This is a genomic window from Brevundimonas sp. FV1ye28, assembly GCF_058681135.1.
Genome location: NZ_CM178731.1, coordinates 207426 through 221605 on the forward strand (window position 1 = coordinate 207426; position 14180 = coordinate 221605).

Here is a 14180-nt window from a genome sequence, read left to right on the forward strand (position 1 = left end):
CGGGGGGCCGTGATCCGCGCGGAGATTGACCATGACCAGTCCCTTCAAGGCGCGCCTGCGTCGTCTGTCAGCCGGGCTTCTGATGTCCAGCGCCATCGCCCTGGTGATGTTCGGACAACCCGCGCAAGCCGTGCCGCAACAGCGCGAGTACGACGCCTTCTTCTCGTCGCGCTACAACTACTGCGACGCCAAGCTGGTGGGCGCGCTCTATGGCCAGGACGCCGCGGGCGGCAAGGTCATCATCGGCCAGAAGATCCTCAACGGCATCGGCACCAACGTGCCGGTCGTCCTGCGCGAGAGCCGGGAGTACGGCAATGTCTGCGAATGGGAGGACACCGGGCTGGAGTATTCCGACGCCCAGGTGCTGGCCGAGACCTGGGGCTTCGACGATCCCTACGACGCCAAGCTGAAGGCGGCTGACCTGTTCACCCATGGGCGCGAGCAACAGGTTCGGAACGGCCTGGGCTACTGAGCCTCGCCGAGAGCTCTGAGCTTCGCCAGCTTCGGGGCGATGTGGGTCTGGCAGAACGGACGCTCGGGGTCCGATGCGTAGTAGTTCCGGAACCGCTCGTCCGACGCGTCGAAGGCTGAGAACGGCAGGACCTGAGTGATCAGGGGCCTGTCGAACTGCGGCTCGAGCTGGACAAGGGCCTGCTGGGAGTCTTTGGCCTGACCGTCGTCGAACACGTAGATCGCGCTGCGATACTTATGCCGCATCGAGTGAGCCGAGGTGCTGGCGTGGGTGTGCAGGTGCGCCTCGATCAGAGCCTTAAGGTCGATGACCGCTGGGTCGAAATGGACGATGACTGCTTCGGACGGTGCGTCGTGAGGCGGCGCCGAACGGATGAAGCCCTGATCGACCTGAACCACGCCGGGCAGGGACTGGAACACCGCCTCGGTGCACCAGTGACATCCGCCGCCCAGACCTATGCGTTCAGTCGCCATCACGATGAAATCGGGGAGGTCGGGCCGGTGCGCAAGCTGAGCAGCGAACCGATGACGGTCCAGCGCATTCAAGCCGCATGAAAATCCTCGATCTTCTGCCTTCCGTCCTCATCGGCGCTGTCGCCAGCGCCCGGTCCATGACGCCAATGGCGGCGCTGGCGGGCGCGCATGTGTTGCACCGGAAGACGCCGGGCAAGCTGTGGCTGCTGGACAAGCCTCTGTTCACCGCCGGGGCCCTGGCGATGGGGGCGGGCGAGCTGTACGGCGACAAGATGAAGACGGCGCCCGACCGGACGGTGTTTCTGGGACTCTTGGCGCGGGTGATGAGCGCCGGCATCGCGGGCGCGGCGCTGGCTCCGAAGGGGCATGAGCGGACGGGCGCGGCCCTGGCGGTCGGGACGGCGGTGCCGATGGCCTATCTGACGCTGGCGGGTCGCAAGAAGGCGATGGCCGAGATCGGCCAGACGAAGAGCGGCGTGATCGAGGATGTCCTGATCGTCGGTGCGGGTCTGGCGGTGGTCGCCTGGGCCATCGGGCGGCGCTGAACGCGTTGACCCACGGGCGCTGAGGCGGCAAACCCGCGCCCATGTTGCAGAACCTCGAAACCCTGGCGCGCGACGCCAAGTCCTGGCCCTTCGAACAGGCCCGCGCCCTACTGGACCATGTGCTGAAGAAGCGTCTGTCGGACGCGGATCGCACGGCGGCGAAACTGCTGATCGACGCCGGCAAGGCGGATGAGGCTGTGGCGACGTTCGAGGCCCTGGTGAAGCCGGTGGTGCTGGAGACAGGTTATGGCCCGTCCGGCCTGCCGCACATGGGGACCTTCGGCGAGGTGGCGCGCACGACGATGGTGCGGAACGCGTTTCGCGCCCTGACCGGCGACCATTGGGCGACACGGCTGATCGCGTTCTCGGACGACATGGACGGGCTGCGGAAGGTCCCCGAGGGCGTACCGAACCCGGAAATGCTGCGCGAGGACCTGCATCTGTCGCTGACGCGGGTGCGCGATCCGTTCGGGACGCACGACACTTTCGGCGCACACAACAATGCGCGGTTGCGAGCCTTCCTCGACAGTTTCGGTTTCGATTACGATTTCATGTCCTCGACCGAGACCTACAAGAGCGGACGGTTCGACGAGACCCTGTTGCGGCTGCTGGAGCGGTTCGACGCGGTTCAGGCGATCATGCTGCCGACGCTCGGCCCGGAGCGGCGAGAGACCTATTCGCCCTTCCTGCCGGTCAGCCCGATTACGGGCCATGTGCTGCAGGTGCCGACGCTCGAGCGGAACGTCGAGAAGGGCACCATCGTCTTCGACGACCCGGCGGGCGGGCGCACCGAACTGCCGGTCACGGGCGGCCATGTGAAGCTGCAATGGAAGCCGGACTGGGCCATGCGCTGGACCGCGCTGGACGTGGATTACGAGATGTCGGGCAAGGACCTGATCGAGAGTGTGCGCGAGTCGTCCAAGGTCTGTCGCGCGCTCGGCGGCGTGCCGCCCGAGGGCTTCAACTACGAGCTCTTCCTCGACGTCGAGGGCAAGAAGATCTCCAAGTCGAAGGGCAACGGCCTGACGATGGAGCAGTGGCTGCGCTACGGAACGCCGGAGAGCCTGAGCTGGTACATGTTCCAGTCGCCGAAGTCGGCCAAGTCGTTGCACTTCAACGTCATTCCGCGCGCGATCGACGACTACCTCGGCGCCATCGATGCCTTCGGGACGCAGGAGCCGGCCAAGCAGATCGACAACGCCGTCTGGTCGATCCACGCGGGCGTACCGCCCAAGGTCGCCTCGCCGGTGTCGTTCGCCCTGCTGCTGAACCTGGTCGGCGTGGCCAATGCGTCGTCGAAGGCGCAGCTTTGGGCCTATTTCGCCAAATACCTGCCGGATGCGACGGCCGAGAACGAGCCGGTGCTGGACGGGCTGATGGACCGGGCGCTGAACTATTACGAGGACTTCGTGAAGCCGACGAAGTCCTATCGCCTGCCCGACGACAGGGAGAAGGTGGCGTTGCTGGATCTGGCCGGGCGGCTGAAGGCCCTGCCGGCGGATACGACCGACGGCGAACTGATCCAGGGCGAAGTCTATGCGGTGGGCAAGGAACACGCGTTCGAGCCGCTGCGCGGGTGGTTCGGGGCGCTGTACGAAGTGCTGCTGGGCGCTTCGCAGGGACCGCGGTTCGGCTCGTTTGCGGCCATCTATGGCCTGCCGCAGACGATCCAGCTGATCGAGGCCGGGGCGAACGGGGAACTGGCGAGCTAGGCTCCACCGTGTGGCGCTTATGTCTTCTGGCGTACATGAACCGAAAATAACGGCAGCGCTCCGGGAGCCTTCATGTGGTGCGGCGCATTCTCACGCCATCGACCAACCTCGATGAAACGGAGAGAGCCATGTCGAAGACATTGAACACCACCCTGGCCACCGCAGCCGCACTGGCCGCCCTGATCACCGCCGCCCCCATGGCGGCCCAGGCCCAGCAGTCCAACGGGATCACCAGCTGTGACGCCCCCGGCGGCCGTCAGCAGGCCGGCGCCGTGATCGGCGGCGTGCTCGGCGCCCTGGCCGGCAGCCGGATTTCCTCGAATGAGCGCACGCTCGGCGCCGTCGCGGGCGGCGCGGCCGGTGCGGCGGCCGGCTCTTACATCGGCTGCAACCAGCAGCGCGGTCGTGCCGCGTCGCAGGCCAGCTCGTCGGGCGCCCAGTATCGCGCCGCGTCGAACCTGCGCATCCGTTCGGGTCCCGGCACCAACTATCGCCAGGCCGGCAGCCTGTCGGCCGGCCAGCCCTTCACGGCCGTCGGCTCGCAAGGTGAGTGGGTCCAGATCGCCGGCGGCGGCTGGGTCAACGCCAACTATGTCCAGCCCTACTAAGGCTGAGACGCTGACAGCGTGACTGAAGTCAGGGCCGTTCCGACGGGGGCGGCCCTTTCTCCTGTCCGTCATCCCCCGGTCTCCGTTTGGCTGGGACGGAGGGTGACGAAAGTAAGAGAGGCTCTACTGGCTGACCCAGAGGATGCGGGCCATCCAGTCGATGTCCTTGCGGGCGATGACGCGCGGCTCGTAGGCCGGGTTGATCGAGTTCAGCGTCACGGCCTTGGCGGTCAGGGAGGCGATCTCCTTGGCCGTGGTTTCGCCCGTGGTCGTGCGGACGACGACGCGATCGCCTTTGCGGACGTCGGTGCGGTCGCGATCGACCAGGACGCGGTCCCCTTGGCGATAGAGGGGCGCCATCGAATCGCCCGTGATCTGAAGGCTGAACAGGGACGGGCGGGGCAGGGGGAGGTCGGTCTGGTCCCAGCCCTCTCCGGTGGGCAGGCCCGCATCGTCGAAGAAACCGTCGGCGCCCGCCTGGGCCATGCCCAGCAGCGGAATAGTGGGCGCGCCCTGATCGTCATCCTCGGCGAGGGCGGCGAACTCGGCCAGCGACAGGCCGGCGATCTCCAGCACCCGCGTCAGGCTCTCGGTCGAGGGCCAGCGAGGGCGTTTCGCCTCACCCGGTCCAAATCGCTTGGAGACGTTGAAGGAGGTGGCGTCGAGGCCCGCGCGTCGCGCCAGACCGGAGACGGAAAGGCCTTCTCGGCGCGCGATCTCGTCGAGCGCGGTCCAGACTTTGGAGTGGGATAGGGGCATGGGATCCGCCGAATGATTCGGCGACTACTCTAGCTAGGAATTTCGGCCTATTCCAGCCCTGCCGCGCGCCGCTCCTGCCACGCCCAGAACGTGCCCAGGCCGATGGCGAGCAGGATGCCGTATCCGGCCAGATTCACGACCGTGTAGAAGGACATGATGCCCCCACGCATGTCGAAGAGGACAACCAAGTGGCTCATCACGATGACGAGCTGCAAGGAAGTGGCCCAGATCGGCCAGGTCCGGCGGAACTTCCAAGCCAGTCCGCCAAACACCAGAAGCATGATGACGTCGAGTGCAAACAGGCCGGGTTGCCAGCCCGGACGATTGCCGTCGGCCTGGATCAGCATTCCCGCCATCCAGCCCAGGAGATAGGCACCCATGGCAAGGCGCTCCGGCTCGTCGCCCTTGGTGAAGGCGAAGATGCCGACCAGCACCATCGGCAACAGGCCGATCTGCGAGTACAGGGTGTCCAACATGAAATCGCCCCCGCGTCGAAGGACGCGGAGGCGATCATGCTTCGAGTCTGGTCAGGCGAAAACCGGAGTCCTCGACATTAACCCGAATTCACGCAGCGCGAATTGGACGCACCGTGGTGAACTTCTGTTCGCCCAGCGACGGGGGTGGGGGTACGCCTTGGCCCCAGTCGCCGTCATCCGGCTTGTCCAGCGGGCCGACATTGTATGTGCCATAGCCCATACGACGGTGGTCCTTGGCCAGTTCGGTGTGGCAGGCGACGATGGCTTCGCGCGCGGCCGAGAGGGCGGCGATCGCTTCCATGGCCTTGGCCTGAGAGCCCGCACCGGCGACCGGCGAGACCTTCAGAAGGGCGCGGGCACCGATCATGGATTGAACGAGGGTGGTCGCCGAGGTGATGGCGGCGTCAACTGCCTGCTCGGTCGCATACAGATCACCAGCGACGCTGGCGACGACTTCAGTCCGGTCCATGTTAGCCCCTTCCAAAAAGTTACATTGGTGAAGAGAGCGTTAACACGTCTAGGGTGAGGTTGGTAGGATTTCCTTAACCATTCGAGCGAGGACGCGTCCGCCGTTCCTGCTGATCCACAGGGGACATCGACCGGCCAAGCTGGCGATGATCAGGAGTTGTGATCGTCCATCGAGAAATGCGCAGTCAGGCTGGCGATCGGTTGCAACGGATCCTCCTGCCAGGCCTCGGCAAGGACGTGGGCGACGCGGCGGCCGGCGCGGGAGATGCGGGCGCGGGCGTAGACATCCATGGGCTTGCCCGATCGCAGATAGGCGGTGGTCACCGTGATGGGGCGCGGCAGGCGCAGGCGCGGCCAGGTGTGGGCGACCTGGGCCACGGCGGTCAGCTCCAGCATCGCCGCCGTCGAGCCGCCGTGCAGGGCCGGGAGCATGGGATTGCCGACCAGGTGATCGGCGAACGGCATGATGACCGTCAGGACGTCGTCTTCCATCTCGGTCCGCAGGCCGAGGAAACGGGCATAGGGGATGGACGCGAGCAGGTCGGTCATGCGCGGTCCGCCTTCGGCTTCAGGTTGGCGCCGGGGCCGCGGCCGCCGTCGGACGAGATGACATAGGTCGCCTGGGCCGCCGCGACGGGATCGGCGGGATCGTCCTCGAAGGCCCAGGCGCGGACGAAACCGATGGTGCGGGTGGCGCGGTAGCAGCGGGCCTCGCTGAGCAGATCCACACGCGGCCTGGCCGGGCGCATATAGTCGACGCGCAGGTCGAGGGTGGCGATGGGCTCGTAGCGGCCCAGAGCGGTCCAGACGGCGAGGCCTCCGACATGGTCCAGCATGGCGGTGACCAGGCCGCCGGCGATGACATCCGTCTCCGGATCGCCGACCAGATCGGGCCGCCAGGGCGTGCGCAGCCGGACCCGGTCGCCGACGATTCCCTCATAGACGAAGCCCAGGGCGTGGGTGTGGGCGGCGCCCGAGGCCAACTGAGGCATCAGGGTGGTCAGGAACGTATCGCTCATGAGATCGTCCTTATCGGGCGAGCATCCCTGCGCAAGCCCCGACCTGAACCCATATCCCGAACATGATCCGCCCCGAAGACCTGCTGAGGCCGACCCCGGCCGGCCTGTATTGCCCGCCGGGAGACTTCTACGTCGATCCAGTGAGGCCTGTTCCGAGGGCCGTCGTCACCCATGGCCACTCCGATCACGCGCGATCGGGTCACGGGGCGGTGCTGGCGACCGGCCAGACCTTGGCGATCATGGCCGAACGCTATGGCGAGGATTTCACGGTGCTGCGCCAGCCGGTCCCCTATGGCGAGACGGCGACCCACAACGGCGTGGAGATCAAGCTCGTCCCGGCGGGCCATGTGCTGGGCTCGGCCCAGGCTGTCGTGACTTATCAGGGCCTGACGATGGTGGTGTCGGGCGACTACAAGCGCCGTCGCGACCCGACCTGTGTGTCGTTCGAACCGGTGCCCTGCCATGTCTTCATCTCGGAGGCGACCTTCGGCCTGCCGGTCTTTACCCATCCGCCGGACGCTGAGGAGGTCGCGCGGTTGGTCCAGTCGCTAGGCCAGTTCCCCGAGCGAGCACATCTCGTCGGGGCCTATGCCCTGGGCAAGGCGCAGCGCGTGATCAAACTGTTGCGCGAGGCGGGTTGGGAGCGACCGATCTATGTTCACGGCGCGCTGGAGCGGTTGAACCGACTTTACGAGCGTGAGGGCATGGACCTCGGGCCGATCCTGCCGGCGACAGGGCTGAAGAAGGACGCCTTGGGCGGGGAGGTCGCCATCGCGCCGCCGTCGGCCATCCAGGATCGATGGGCCAGGCGGTTCGCCGATCCGGTGACGGCGTTCGCCTCGGGCTGGATGCTGGTCAAGGCGCGGGCGAGACAGCGGGGCGTCGAACTGCCCCTGGTGATCTCAGACCACGCCGACTGGCCCGAACTGATCGCCACCTTCGAGGAGATCCGGCCGGAAGAGGTCTGGATCACCCACGGCCGCGAGGAGGGGCTGCTGCGCTGGGCCGAGATCAACGGCATGAAGGCGCGGGCGCTCAGGCTGGTCGGCTATGACGAAGAGGACGACGAGGCTCCGGCTGAACGACCGGATTGATCGCTAGAGAAGCTGATTGTCGGACAGGTCTGCCGCCATGTCGCGCAGCTCCGTCCGAGGCTGATCGCCGATCATGACGAAGGACTGACCCTGGATCTCCCAGAAGACCATGGTTTCCCCGAAGCGATCGACCACCACGGGCTCGAAGGTTTCGTCGCCCCGCGTCATCGAGGAGAACAGGGAGACCTGACCATTGTCTCCGGTATCGATCAGAAGCTGTGCGCTTGGACCCAGGTCGGACGGAAAGACCTGAACATCGACCAATCGCCAGCCGTCCGGAAGCACCGGGAGGCGTATGCGGATGGCCGTGCGAATGTCGCCGGGCCTCATCCAGGGAACCTTTGGACGTGACGACATCGCGGTGCGGATCAGGCTGGCGTCGCGCGACTGGACCGCGTCGTCCAGATAGTCCGGGGTTCCCGTGATCATCCGCGTCACCTGATAGGCATCGGGACCGAACCCCAGCAGAAGGCCCGCTGCGATCACGGCCGCCATGGCGGCGAGAGGACGCCACGAGATGACGGTCCGAGCCTGGCGAGGGCGGTCCTCCGATCCGACGAGCGCTTCGAGCGCGGGCGAGGGGCGAAGCGGCAGGACGCCCGTAGCGACGCGCAAAGCCGTCCGCCGCGCCAAGTCCCCCATCATGTCCGCTGCGGCCGAAGGATTTCGCGAGAGCGCGCTTTCGACTGCCAGACGACGCGGCTCGTCGAGCTGGCCGTCCACATAGGCCATCAGGTCGACCTCGGTGATTTCGGGATCATGCATCGCGGTCACTCACCAATCTGACATGGGCCTTCGAAACAGGCTGCGGCGGGACTTTGAGCCCCTGTCGGGCGCGACTCAGCCGAGACATCACCGTGCCGACGGGCACATTCAGGATGTCGGCCGCCTCTGCGTAGGAGGCTCCCTCGATGACCACCAGGTGCATCACGGCTCGCTGCTCGGTCGACAAGGCCTCGAACGCCCTGAGCACCTCGTTGAGCATCGCGGACTGTTCCTGTGAAGGTTCGACGCGGTCGAAGGCCGCGTCGGCGACCTCGACCCGGTGACGATCCCAGACACGCTGTCTGCGCCAGCCGTCGATGAAAAGATTGTGGGTCAGGGCCAGAAGCCAGGACTGATAGCTCCGGTTGGTGTCGAAGCGGACATCGCGCTCCAGCGCTCGCACCACGGCGTCCTGCACCAGATCGTCGGCCGCCGTCGGGTCGCGGGTCAGCGAGCGCGCGAAACGCAGCAGGGCCGGCAGGCTCGCAGTCAGGTCGTCTGTGCGATCGCGGTTCATTGCGGTGCTTACGTCGCGGCCATGAAATTTATTCCCTCGATCGCGGAATATGACGTGGGGCCGCTCGTAAGCCGATCATGACCCTCGATTTCCATCTTCGCGACGTCGCGCCATGCCCCTTCTGAGCGGCGTCAGCGCGCCCGTCTTCAAGGCCGCCACCCACCAGCGGCCGGATTTTTCGTTTGGCAGCCTCGGCGGGCTGTTCGTGCTGCTTGCCTTCCTGCCGGATCGTGGACCTGAAAGGGAGGCTGCGGAGGCGGCTCTGCGGCAGAGTGCGAACCTGTTCGATGACAAGACCCGCACATTCTTCGGCATCGTCCGGGAGGAAGCGGATTTCGCCTCGCTGACATCGAGGCTGCCAGGCATCCGCTATTTCCACGATGCGGAAGGCCAGATCGCCGCCCAGTACGGCCTTCAGCAGGCGGATCGGTCGATCATGGGCCAGTGGGTCCTCCTGGATCCGACGATGCGTGTGATCAGCAGCCGTCCTCTGGCCGCCTGGCCGGAGACCCTGGCCGAAATGCGGGCGATGAATGACACCGAGGCCCACGCGGGCGTCCCCGTACACGCCCCTGTCCTGATCGTTCCCCGCATCTTCGAGCCCGAGTTCTGCCGCAAGCTGATCGACGTCTACACCGCCGACGGCGGCGGGCCCTCCGGCGTCATGCGTGAGATCGACGGACGCACAGTCGGGGTTCTGGACGACACCAAGAAGCGCCGCGACGCCAATGTCGAGGATGAGGCGTTGAAGGCCGAGATCCAGAAACGCATCCGGCTCAGGCTCCTGCCGCAGATCGCCAAGACCTTCATGTTCAATGTGACGCGCATGGAGCGCTACATTGTGGCGCGCTACGACGCCGCGGACGGCGGATATTTCAAGGCGCATCGCGACAACACGACCAAAGGCACGGCGCACCGACAGTTCGCTTGCTCGATCAACCTGAACGCCGAGGCGTTCGAAGGCGGCGATCTGCGCTTTCCCGAGTACGGGCATCGAACCTATCGACCGCCGACGGGAGGAGCCGTGATCTTTTCCTGCGCGCTGCTGCACGAGGCGACCCCGGTCACCAAGGGCTCGCGCTATGCCTTCCTGCCCTTCTTCTACGACGACGCGATGGCCAGGATTCGCCGGGAGAATGCGGGATTCCTCGATCTGCAGCCGACGGAAGGACGACCTAAGGTCCTCGCCTGACTTCGAGGATCTGGCGGGCTGCGATCAGGCCGCGCGACCCTTGCGGGCCACGGGGGTGGCGATTTCCACCTCTGCCGGTTCGGCGAGGGCGGCATTCATCGCCATGCGCAGGCGCTCGGGCTTGATCGGCTTTTCGACGACGGCGGCCATGCCGATCGAGAGGTAGTGTTTCGCGTCGTCGGGGTCGGCGTTGGCGGTCAGGGCGATGATCGGGATGTTGCGCTCAGGTCCCGACAGGGCGCGGATGGCCTGGGTCGCCTGGACGCCGTCCATGCGCGGCATCTTGATATCCATCAGGATCATGTCGAAGGGACGCGCTTGAACCGCCTCAAGCGCATCGAGGCCGTCTTCTGCGGTCTCGGACGAGCAGCCGAACATCTCGCAGAGGGCCTGGGCGACCACGCGGTTGGTGGCGTTGTCGTCGACGATCAGGATGTGGGGATTGGATTGAAGCTCCAGCTCGGCCAGGGCGGAGACGTTGGAGGCGTTCTGCTCGACCGGTTCGGAAAGGGGCGCCGAAACGTCGAAGGCGAAGGTGGCGCCGCGACCGGCGTTGTTTTCGGCCCAGATCCGACCTTCCAGGCGCTCGACGACCTGGCGGCAGATCGACAGGCCAAGGCCTGCGCCGTCGGGGCCGGAGCCGTGCACGAAGGGTTCGAAGATGGCGTCTACGTTGTCGGCGTCCACGCCGGGGCCGTCGTCGCGTACGCGAGCTTCCATCCGGACCACGCCGTTCTCGGACCAGGCCTTGAGGCTGGCCTCGACCATGCCGTTGCGGGCGAATTTCAGCGCGTTGCCGATCAGGTTGTTGAAGACCTGTTTGATGCGGACGCCGTCGATGTCGGCGGTCAGTTCGGTGTCGCCTTCGTAGCCCACCATGAGGCGGACGTGATCCTGGGATGCGCGGGGCGCCCACATGGCCTCGATGTCGTCCATCAGGGCGCGGAGCGGGGTCGGGGTCGGGGTCATCTCCAGCTCGCCGGCCTCGGCGCGCGAGAGGTCCAGCGCGTCCTGAAGGATGCGAAGCAGGGTTTCCGACGAGTCCACGATCGTCTGTACATGAGAATGGGCCGCATCGTTCAGGGGCTGGCGACGAAGCAGTTCGGCGACGGCGAGGACACCGTTCATCGGCGTGCGCAGCTCATGGCTCATGATGGCCAGGAACTGGCTCTTGGCGCGGGCGGAGGCCAGGGCCTGGGTTCGGCTGTCGGTCAGGGCGCGCTGCTGTTCGGCCAGTTCGGCGTTCTGGGCGCGTTGTTGTTCGTTGACGGCCTGGAGCAGGGAGACGGCCGTGCCGACGCCCCGATAACGACCGCCGTGGGTGACGATGAAGCCGCGCATCAGCGACCCCGCGCCGCCCTTGATCAGGATGTCGCAGAAGGCGTCGATGCGAACGCCCGCGTCGACCACCGCCGGTTCGGGATCCATGACGTTCGAGACGGGACGATTGGCGTAGAGGGCATGGCCGAAGGGACCGGCGATCTTGAGGAGGAAGCTGTTCCGCTCCACGAGGCCGACGGGGCGATCGTTTTCCACAACCGGAATGACCAGAGTGTCCGGTTCGCGCTGGAAGCGAGCGAAGATGTCGGCCGCCGACGTCGTCGGCGGAACCGGGTCGGCGCGTTCGGTCAGAACTTCGATCGTCGGCATACTGGCCGAAACTCCCTGATACCGGTGGACAATGCGGGAAAAGCATTTGCAAAATCGTTAAGTCCGAAAATCGCCCTTTTTGCTTGCCGGATCACACGGGTCGCTTTTGCCGGATCGTTCAGTCTGGTGTAGGGATGGGTGTCCTATTCATCTCTGTACTGAACCCGATGCGCGCGGCCCAAAGGCCGACCGCAGAACTGTCATGACCGAAACCCAAATCCTGACCCTGGCGACCGACACCGCCCACGACGCTCTGGTCCTGTTCTCAGGCGGACAGGACAGCGCCACCTGCCTGGCCTGGGCATTGGAGCGCTACGAGCGTGTCGAGACGGTCGGCTTCGACTATGGCCAGCGTCACGCCGTCGAGATGGAGGCGAGGCTTCGTGTCCGTGACGGGATGTCGAAAGTCCTGCCCGAGTTCGCCGGGCGCCTGGGGCCGGACCACGTCATCGACCTGACGGGCTTCGGGGCCATCGGCGAGACGGCGATGACGACCGACCGGGCGATCCAGGTCGGGGCGCGGGGGCTGCCCAACACCTTCGTGCCAGGGCGCAATCTGGTGTTCCTGACCTGTGCGGCGGCGTTGGCGGATCGACGTGGGCTGGCGGTGCTAGTGGGCGGCATGTGCGAAACGGACTTCTCAGGCTATCCCGATTGTCGACGCGACACGATCAGCGCGATGGAGCGAGCGCTAACCCTGGGCCTCGACAAGCCGTCGCCGATCGAGACCCCGCTGATGTACCTGACCAAGGCCCAGACCTGGGAACTGGCGCATGGGCTCGGCGGCGCCCCTCTGGTCGAGTTGATCGTCGAGGAGAGCCACACCTGCTATCGCGGCGACCGCACGCATCGGCATGACTGGGGCTATGGCTGCGGCGACTGCCCGGCCTGCGAACTGCGCGCCGCCGGCTGGCGAGAGTGGCTGAAGTCGCGATGACCTATGCGGTCAAGGAGGCCTTCCTGACGGTGCAGGGAGAGGGCGGTCAGGCGGGTCGTCCGTCGGTCTTCCTGCGCTTCGCCGGCTGCAATCTGTGGACCGGGCGCGAACAGGACCGGGCGGATGCCGTCTGCACCTTCTGTGACACCGAGTTCGTCGGCACGGACGGCGGCGGCGGCGGCAAGTTCCGCGATGCCCAGGCGTTGGCCGATCATGTCGCCTCTTTCTGGATCGGACGGGACGGGGATCCCAAGCTGGTCGTCTGCACGGGCGGGGAGCCGCTGTTGCAGTTGGACGCGCCCTTGATCCAGGCTCTGCACGACCGGGGTTTCGACATCGCCGTCGAGACCAATGGCACGATCCCAGCGCCCGATGGGATAGACTGGGTCTGCGTCAGTCCGAAGGCCGCCGCGCCGGTGGTCCAGACCTCGGGGCAGGAGCTGAAGCTGGTCTATCCGCAGGCGCTCGCCATGCCCGATCGGTTCGATGACCTGGATTTCGAGCGATTCTGGCTCCAGCCGATGGACGGGCCGGATCAGGCGGCCAACACGGCCGCGGCCATGGACTATTGCCTGCGCCATCCGAAATGGCGGCTCAGCATCCAGACGCACAAATACATCGGAGTGCGCTGACTAGCAGCGCTGGCCGTTGGCGCGGCGCTGTTCGCAGCGGCGTTGCTCGCGCTCATAGTCGCGCTGTTCGCGCTCGCGGCGGGCGCGGGTTTCCTCATCGGAGGTGGTGACGGCATCGACACCGGCTCCGACGACGGCTCCGGTCGCCTTGGCCGCGCCGCCGACGACGGCCCCGGCCGTGCCGACCACGGCTCCGACCAGGCAACCCTGGAGCATCAGCGAACCGCCCAGGACGGCGGCGAGGGCGGCGGTGCGCGACAGGGTCTGGATCATGGCGCGCATCTAAGCGGAACAGGGTGAACGGAAGATGACCTCAACCGCCGGGGGCCGCCTTGCGCAGGGCGTCGTTCATCCGACCCTGCCAACCGGGGCCCGTGGCTCGGTAGCGTTCCAGCACATCGGCATCGACGCGGAGGGAGATGGGGGTCTTGGTTGCTGATTTCTGTGCACCGCGAACGGGGCGTGGAGTGTTCGGAAAGGCCTCGAACACCCACTCCGGAAATTTCCCCGGCCGCAAGGATCGCGTGAAATCCTCCTTGGTCAGCTCTGGATTGTCGGGATCGGTGAGGTCGGGCTCGAAACCATCATCGAAGACTCCGGGCGTTTCAGGCGGGGTCGACATAGCGACGGAATTCCTTGCTGTGGACGCGGCGGAGACTGATGGCTCTACGTCTGCCATCGCGGTTGGTGAAAATCAGACAGAACGTCTTTCCCTCGATCCATCCAAAGGCCCGCCACCGCAGTTCCGAGGAAAATGGGTCAGGCCAGATAGCCTCGATGACCAGATCGCTCGCCCGCGAAAGGGAGATGCCGTGCTTGGCGACGTTGGCGGCGTCCTTGTCCGGGTCGAAGTCGATCATG

At 66.1% G+C, this 14180-nt stretch carries 20 protein-coding genes; 8 read left to right on the forward strand and 12 right to left on the reverse strand.

Features of this window, described 5'->3' with window-relative positions:
- Positions 1–31 precede the first annotated feature (31 nt).
- A complete protein-coding gene (locus ACW171_RS01030) occupies positions 32–472 on the forward strand; it encodes a hypothetical protein (protein ID WP_492095102.1) in 441 nt (146 codons plus the stop codon).
- On the opposite strand, the gene ACW171_RS01035 is transcribed toward ACW171_RS01030, so the two are convergent.
- Positions 466–945, reverse strand: a complete 480-nt coding sequence (locus ACW171_RS01035; RefSeq protein ID WP_492095104.1) for a peptide-methionine (S)-S-oxide reductase — start codon at positions 943–945, stop codon at positions 466–468. The two genes, ACW171_RS01030 and ACW171_RS01035, sit on opposite strands and share 7 nt — an antisense overlap.
- A gap of 77 nt (positions 946–1022) precedes the next feature.
- Between ACW171_RS01035 and ACW171_RS01040 the strand changes: the two genes are divergently transcribed.
- The 3 genes from ACW171_RS01040 (at position 1023) to ACW171_RS01050 (ending at position 3810) form a co-directional block, all read left to right on the forward strand.
- Positions 1023–1490, forward strand: a complete 468-nt coding sequence (locus ACW171_RS01040; protein WP_492095106.1) for a hypothetical protein — start codon at positions 1023–1025, stop codon at positions 1488–1490.
- Between the two features lie 41 nt (positions 1491–1531).
- On the forward strand, positions 1532–3202 hold the full coding sequence (locus ACW171_RS01045; RefSeq protein ID WP_492095108.1) for a lysine--tRNA ligase: 1671 nt from the start codon (positions 1532–1534) through the stop codon (positions 3200–3202).
- A 128-nt stretch (positions 3203–3330) separates the two neighbouring features.
- Positions 3331–3810: an SH3 domain-containing protein gene (locus tag ACW171_RS01050; protein WP_492095110.1), complete on the forward strand. Its 480-nt coding sequence runs from the start codon at positions 3331–3333 to the stop codon at positions 3808–3810.
- Between the two features lie 123 nt (positions 3811–3933).
- Here ACW171_RS01050 and ACW171_RS01055 read toward each other — a convergent pair whose 3' ends face one another.
- From ACW171_RS01055 to ACW171_RS01075, 5 genes are all read right to left on the reverse strand, one after another.
- Positions 3934–4569 (reverse strand): S24 family peptidase, encoded by a 636-nt coding sequence (locus ACW171_RS01055; protein ID WP_492095112.1) that lies wholly within the window; start codon positions 4567–4569, stop codon positions 3934–3936.
- A 47-nt stretch (positions 4570–4616) separates the two neighbouring features.
- Complete coding sequence (locus ACW171_RS01060; protein ID WP_492095114.1) at positions 4617–5045, reverse strand: hypothetical protein; 429 nt, start codon at positions 5043–5045, stop codon at positions 4617–4619.
- Positions 5046–5133: 88 nt separating this feature from the next.
- Positions 5134–5514, reverse strand: coding sequence for a hypothetical protein (locus tag ACW171_RS01065; RefSeq protein WP_492095116.1), 381 nt, complete (start codon positions 5512–5514; stop codon positions 5134–5136).
- Positions 5515–5663: 149 nt separating this feature from the next.
- Positions 5664–6062 (reverse strand): PaaI family thioesterase, encoded by a 399-nt coding sequence (locus ACW171_RS01070; protein ID WP_492095118.1) that lies wholly within the window; start codon positions 6060–6062, stop codon positions 5664–5666.
- The gene (locus tag ACW171_RS01075; RefSeq protein WP_492095120.1) at positions 6059–6532 is read right to left on the reverse strand and encodes a PaaI family thioesterase; all 474 of its coding nucleotides are present in this window, start codon (positions 6530–6532) and stop codon (positions 6059–6061) included. The genes ACW171_RS01070 and ACW171_RS01075 overlap by 4 nt, the downstream gene beginning before the upstream one ends.
- Positions 6533–6594: 62 nt before the next feature.
- Between ACW171_RS01075 and ACW171_RS01080 the strand changes: the two genes are divergently transcribed.
- Entirely contained in the window at positions 6595–7626 is a 1032-nt protein-coding gene (locus ACW171_RS01080; RefSeq protein WP_492095122.1) for a ligase-associated DNA damage response exonuclease, read from the forward strand.
- Between the two features lie 3 nt (positions 7627–7629).
- Here ACW171_RS01080 and ACW171_RS01085 read toward each other — a convergent pair whose 3' ends face one another.
- The gene (locus ACW171_RS01085; RefSeq protein ID WP_492095124.1) at positions 7630–8400 is read right to left on the reverse strand and encodes an anti-sigma factor family protein; all 771 of its coding nucleotides are present in this window, start codon (positions 8398–8400) and stop codon (positions 7630–7632) included.
- Positions 8384–8908, reverse strand: a complete 525-nt coding sequence (locus tag ACW171_RS01090; RefSeq protein ID WP_492095126.1) for a sigma-70 family RNA polymerase sigma factor — start codon at positions 8906–8908, stop codon at positions 8384–8386. Before ACW171_RS01090 ends, ACW171_RS01085 begins: the two co-directional genes overlap by 17 nt.
- Positions 8909–9020: 112 nt before the next feature.
- Here ACW171_RS01090 and ACW171_RS01095 point away from each other — a divergent pair, with 112 nt between their 5' ends.
- Complete coding sequence (locus tag ACW171_RS01095) at positions 9021–10100, forward strand: 2OG-Fe(II) oxygenase family protein (protein ID WP_492095128.1); 1080 nt, start codon at positions 9021–9023, stop codon at positions 10098–10100.
- A gap of 24 nt (positions 10101–10124) precedes the next feature.
- Here ACW171_RS01095 and ACW171_RS01100 read toward each other — a convergent pair whose 3' ends face one another.
- The gene (locus ACW171_RS01100; protein ID WP_492095129.1) at positions 10125–11750 is read right to left on the reverse strand and encodes a response regulator; all 1626 of its coding nucleotides are present in this window, start codon (positions 11748–11750) and stop codon (positions 10125–10127) included.
- Positions 11751–11952: 202 nt separating this feature from the next.
- Here ACW171_RS01100 and queC point away from each other — a divergent pair, with 202 nt between their 5' ends.
- Positions 11953–12687: a 7-cyano-7-deazaguanine synthase QueC gene (queC, locus tag ACW171_RS01105; protein ID WP_492095131.1), complete on the forward strand. Its 735-nt coding sequence runs from the start codon at positions 11953–11955 to the stop codon at positions 12685–12687.
- The gene (queE, locus tag ACW171_RS01110) at positions 12684–13319 is read left to right on the forward strand and encodes a 7-carboxy-7-deazaguanine synthase (RefSeq protein WP_492096569.1); all 636 of its coding nucleotides are present in this window, start codon (positions 12684–12686) and stop codon (positions 13317–13319) included. The genes queC and queE overlap by 4 nt, the downstream gene beginning before the upstream one ends.
- Here queE and ACW171_RS01115 read toward each other — a convergent pair whose 3' ends face one another.
- From ACW171_RS01115 to ACW171_RS01125, 3 genes are read right to left on the reverse strand one after another with little or no spacing between them, the layout of a single operon-like run.
- Positions 13320–13592 carry a hypothetical protein gene (locus tag ACW171_RS01115; RefSeq protein WP_492095133.1) on the reverse strand — a complete coding sequence of 91 codons (273 nt, stop codon included), beginning with the start codon at positions 13590–13592 and terminating at the stop codon, positions 13320–13322. It lies immediately after the preceding gene.
- Positions 13593–13632: 40 nt separating this feature from the next.
- On the reverse strand, positions 13633–13941 hold the full coding sequence (locus ACW171_RS01120) for a BrnA antitoxin family protein (protein WP_492095135.1): 309 nt from the start codon (positions 13939–13941) through the stop codon (positions 13633–13635).
- Positions 13925–14179, reverse strand: coding sequence for a BrnT family toxin (locus ACW171_RS01125; RefSeq protein ID WP_492095137.1), 255 nt, complete (start codon positions 14177–14179; stop codon positions 13925–13927). The genes ACW171_RS01120 and ACW171_RS01125 overlap by 17 nt, the downstream gene beginning before the upstream one ends.
- Position 14180 lies beyond the last annotated feature (1 nt).

Bases quoted from the DNA above. Each gene is read 5' to 3' on its own strand.
- ACW171_RS01075 (WP_492095120.1), bottom strand. From the start codon at position 6,532: ATGAGCGATACGTTCCTGACCACCCTGATGCCTCAGTTGGCCTCGGGC.
- ACW171_RS01045 (WP_492095108.1), top strand. From the start codon at position 1,532: ATGTTGCAGAACCTCGAAACCCTGGCGCGCGACGCCAAGTCCTGGCCC.
- ACW171_RS01115 (WP_492095133.1), bottom strand. From the start codon at position 13,592: ATGATCCAGACCCTGTCGCGCACCGCCGCCCTCGCCGCCGTCCTGGGC.
- ACW171_RS01035 (WP_492095104.1), bottom strand. From the start codon at position 945: ATGGCGACTGAACGCATAGGTCTGGGCGGCGGATGTCACTGGTGCACC.
- queE (WP_492096569.1), top strand. From the start codon at position 12,684: ATGACCTATGCGGTCAAGGAGGCCTTCCTGACGGTGCAGGGAGAGGGC.
- ACW171_RS01080 (WP_492095122.1), top strand. From the start codon at position 6,595: ATGATCCGCCCCGAAGACCTGCTGAGGCCGACCCCGGCCGGCCTGTAT.
- ACW171_RS01040 (WP_492095106.1), top strand. From the start codon at position 1,023: ATGAAAATCCTCGATCTTCTGCCTTCCGTCCTCATCGGCGCTGTCGCC.
- ACW171_RS01090 (WP_492095126.1), bottom strand. From the start codon at position 8,908: ATGAACCGCGATCGCACAGACGACCTGACTGCGAGCCTGCCGGCCCTG.
- ACW171_RS01030 (WP_492095102.1), top strand. From the start codon at position 32: ATGACCAGTCCCTTCAAGGCGCGCCTGCGTCGTCTGTCAGCCGGGCTT.
- ACW171_RS01100 (WP_492095129.1), bottom strand. From the start codon at position 11,750: ATGCCGACGATCGAAGTTCTGACCGAACGCGCCGACCCGGTTCCGCCG.
- ACW171_RS01125 (WP_492095137.1), bottom strand. From the start codon at position 14,179: ATGATCGACTTCGACCCGGACAAGGACGCCGCCAACGTCGCCAAGCAC.
- ACW171_RS01120 (WP_492095135.1), bottom strand. From the start codon at position 13,941: ATGTCGACCCCGCCTGAAACGCCCGGAGTCTTCGATGATGGTTTCGAG.
- ACW171_RS01050 (WP_492095110.1), top strand. From the start codon at position 3,331: ATGTCGAAGACATTGAACACCACCCTGGCCACCGCAGCCGCACTGGCC.
- ACW171_RS01055 (WP_492095112.1), bottom strand. From the start codon at position 4,569: ATGCCCCTATCCCACTCCAAAGTCTGGACCGCGCTCGACGAGATCGCG.
- ACW171_RS01065 (WP_492095116.1), bottom strand. From the start codon at position 5,514: ATGGACCGGACTGAAGTCGTCGCCAGCGTCGCTGGTGATCTGTATGCG.
- ACW171_RS01060 (WP_492095114.1), bottom strand. From the start codon at position 5,045: ATGTTGGACACCCTGTACTCGCAGATCGGCCTGTTGCCGATGGTGCTG.
- ACW171_RS01095 (WP_492095128.1), top strand. From the start codon at position 9,021: ATGCCCCTTCTGAGCGGCGTCAGCGCGCCCGTCTTCAAGGCCGCCACC.
- ACW171_RS01070 (WP_492095118.1), bottom strand. From the start codon at position 6,062: ATGACCGACCTGCTCGCGTCCATCCCCTATGCCCGTTTCCTCGGCCTG.
- queC (WP_492095131.1), top strand. From the start codon at position 11,953: ATGACCGAAACCCAAATCCTGACCCTGGCGACCGACACCGCCCACGAC.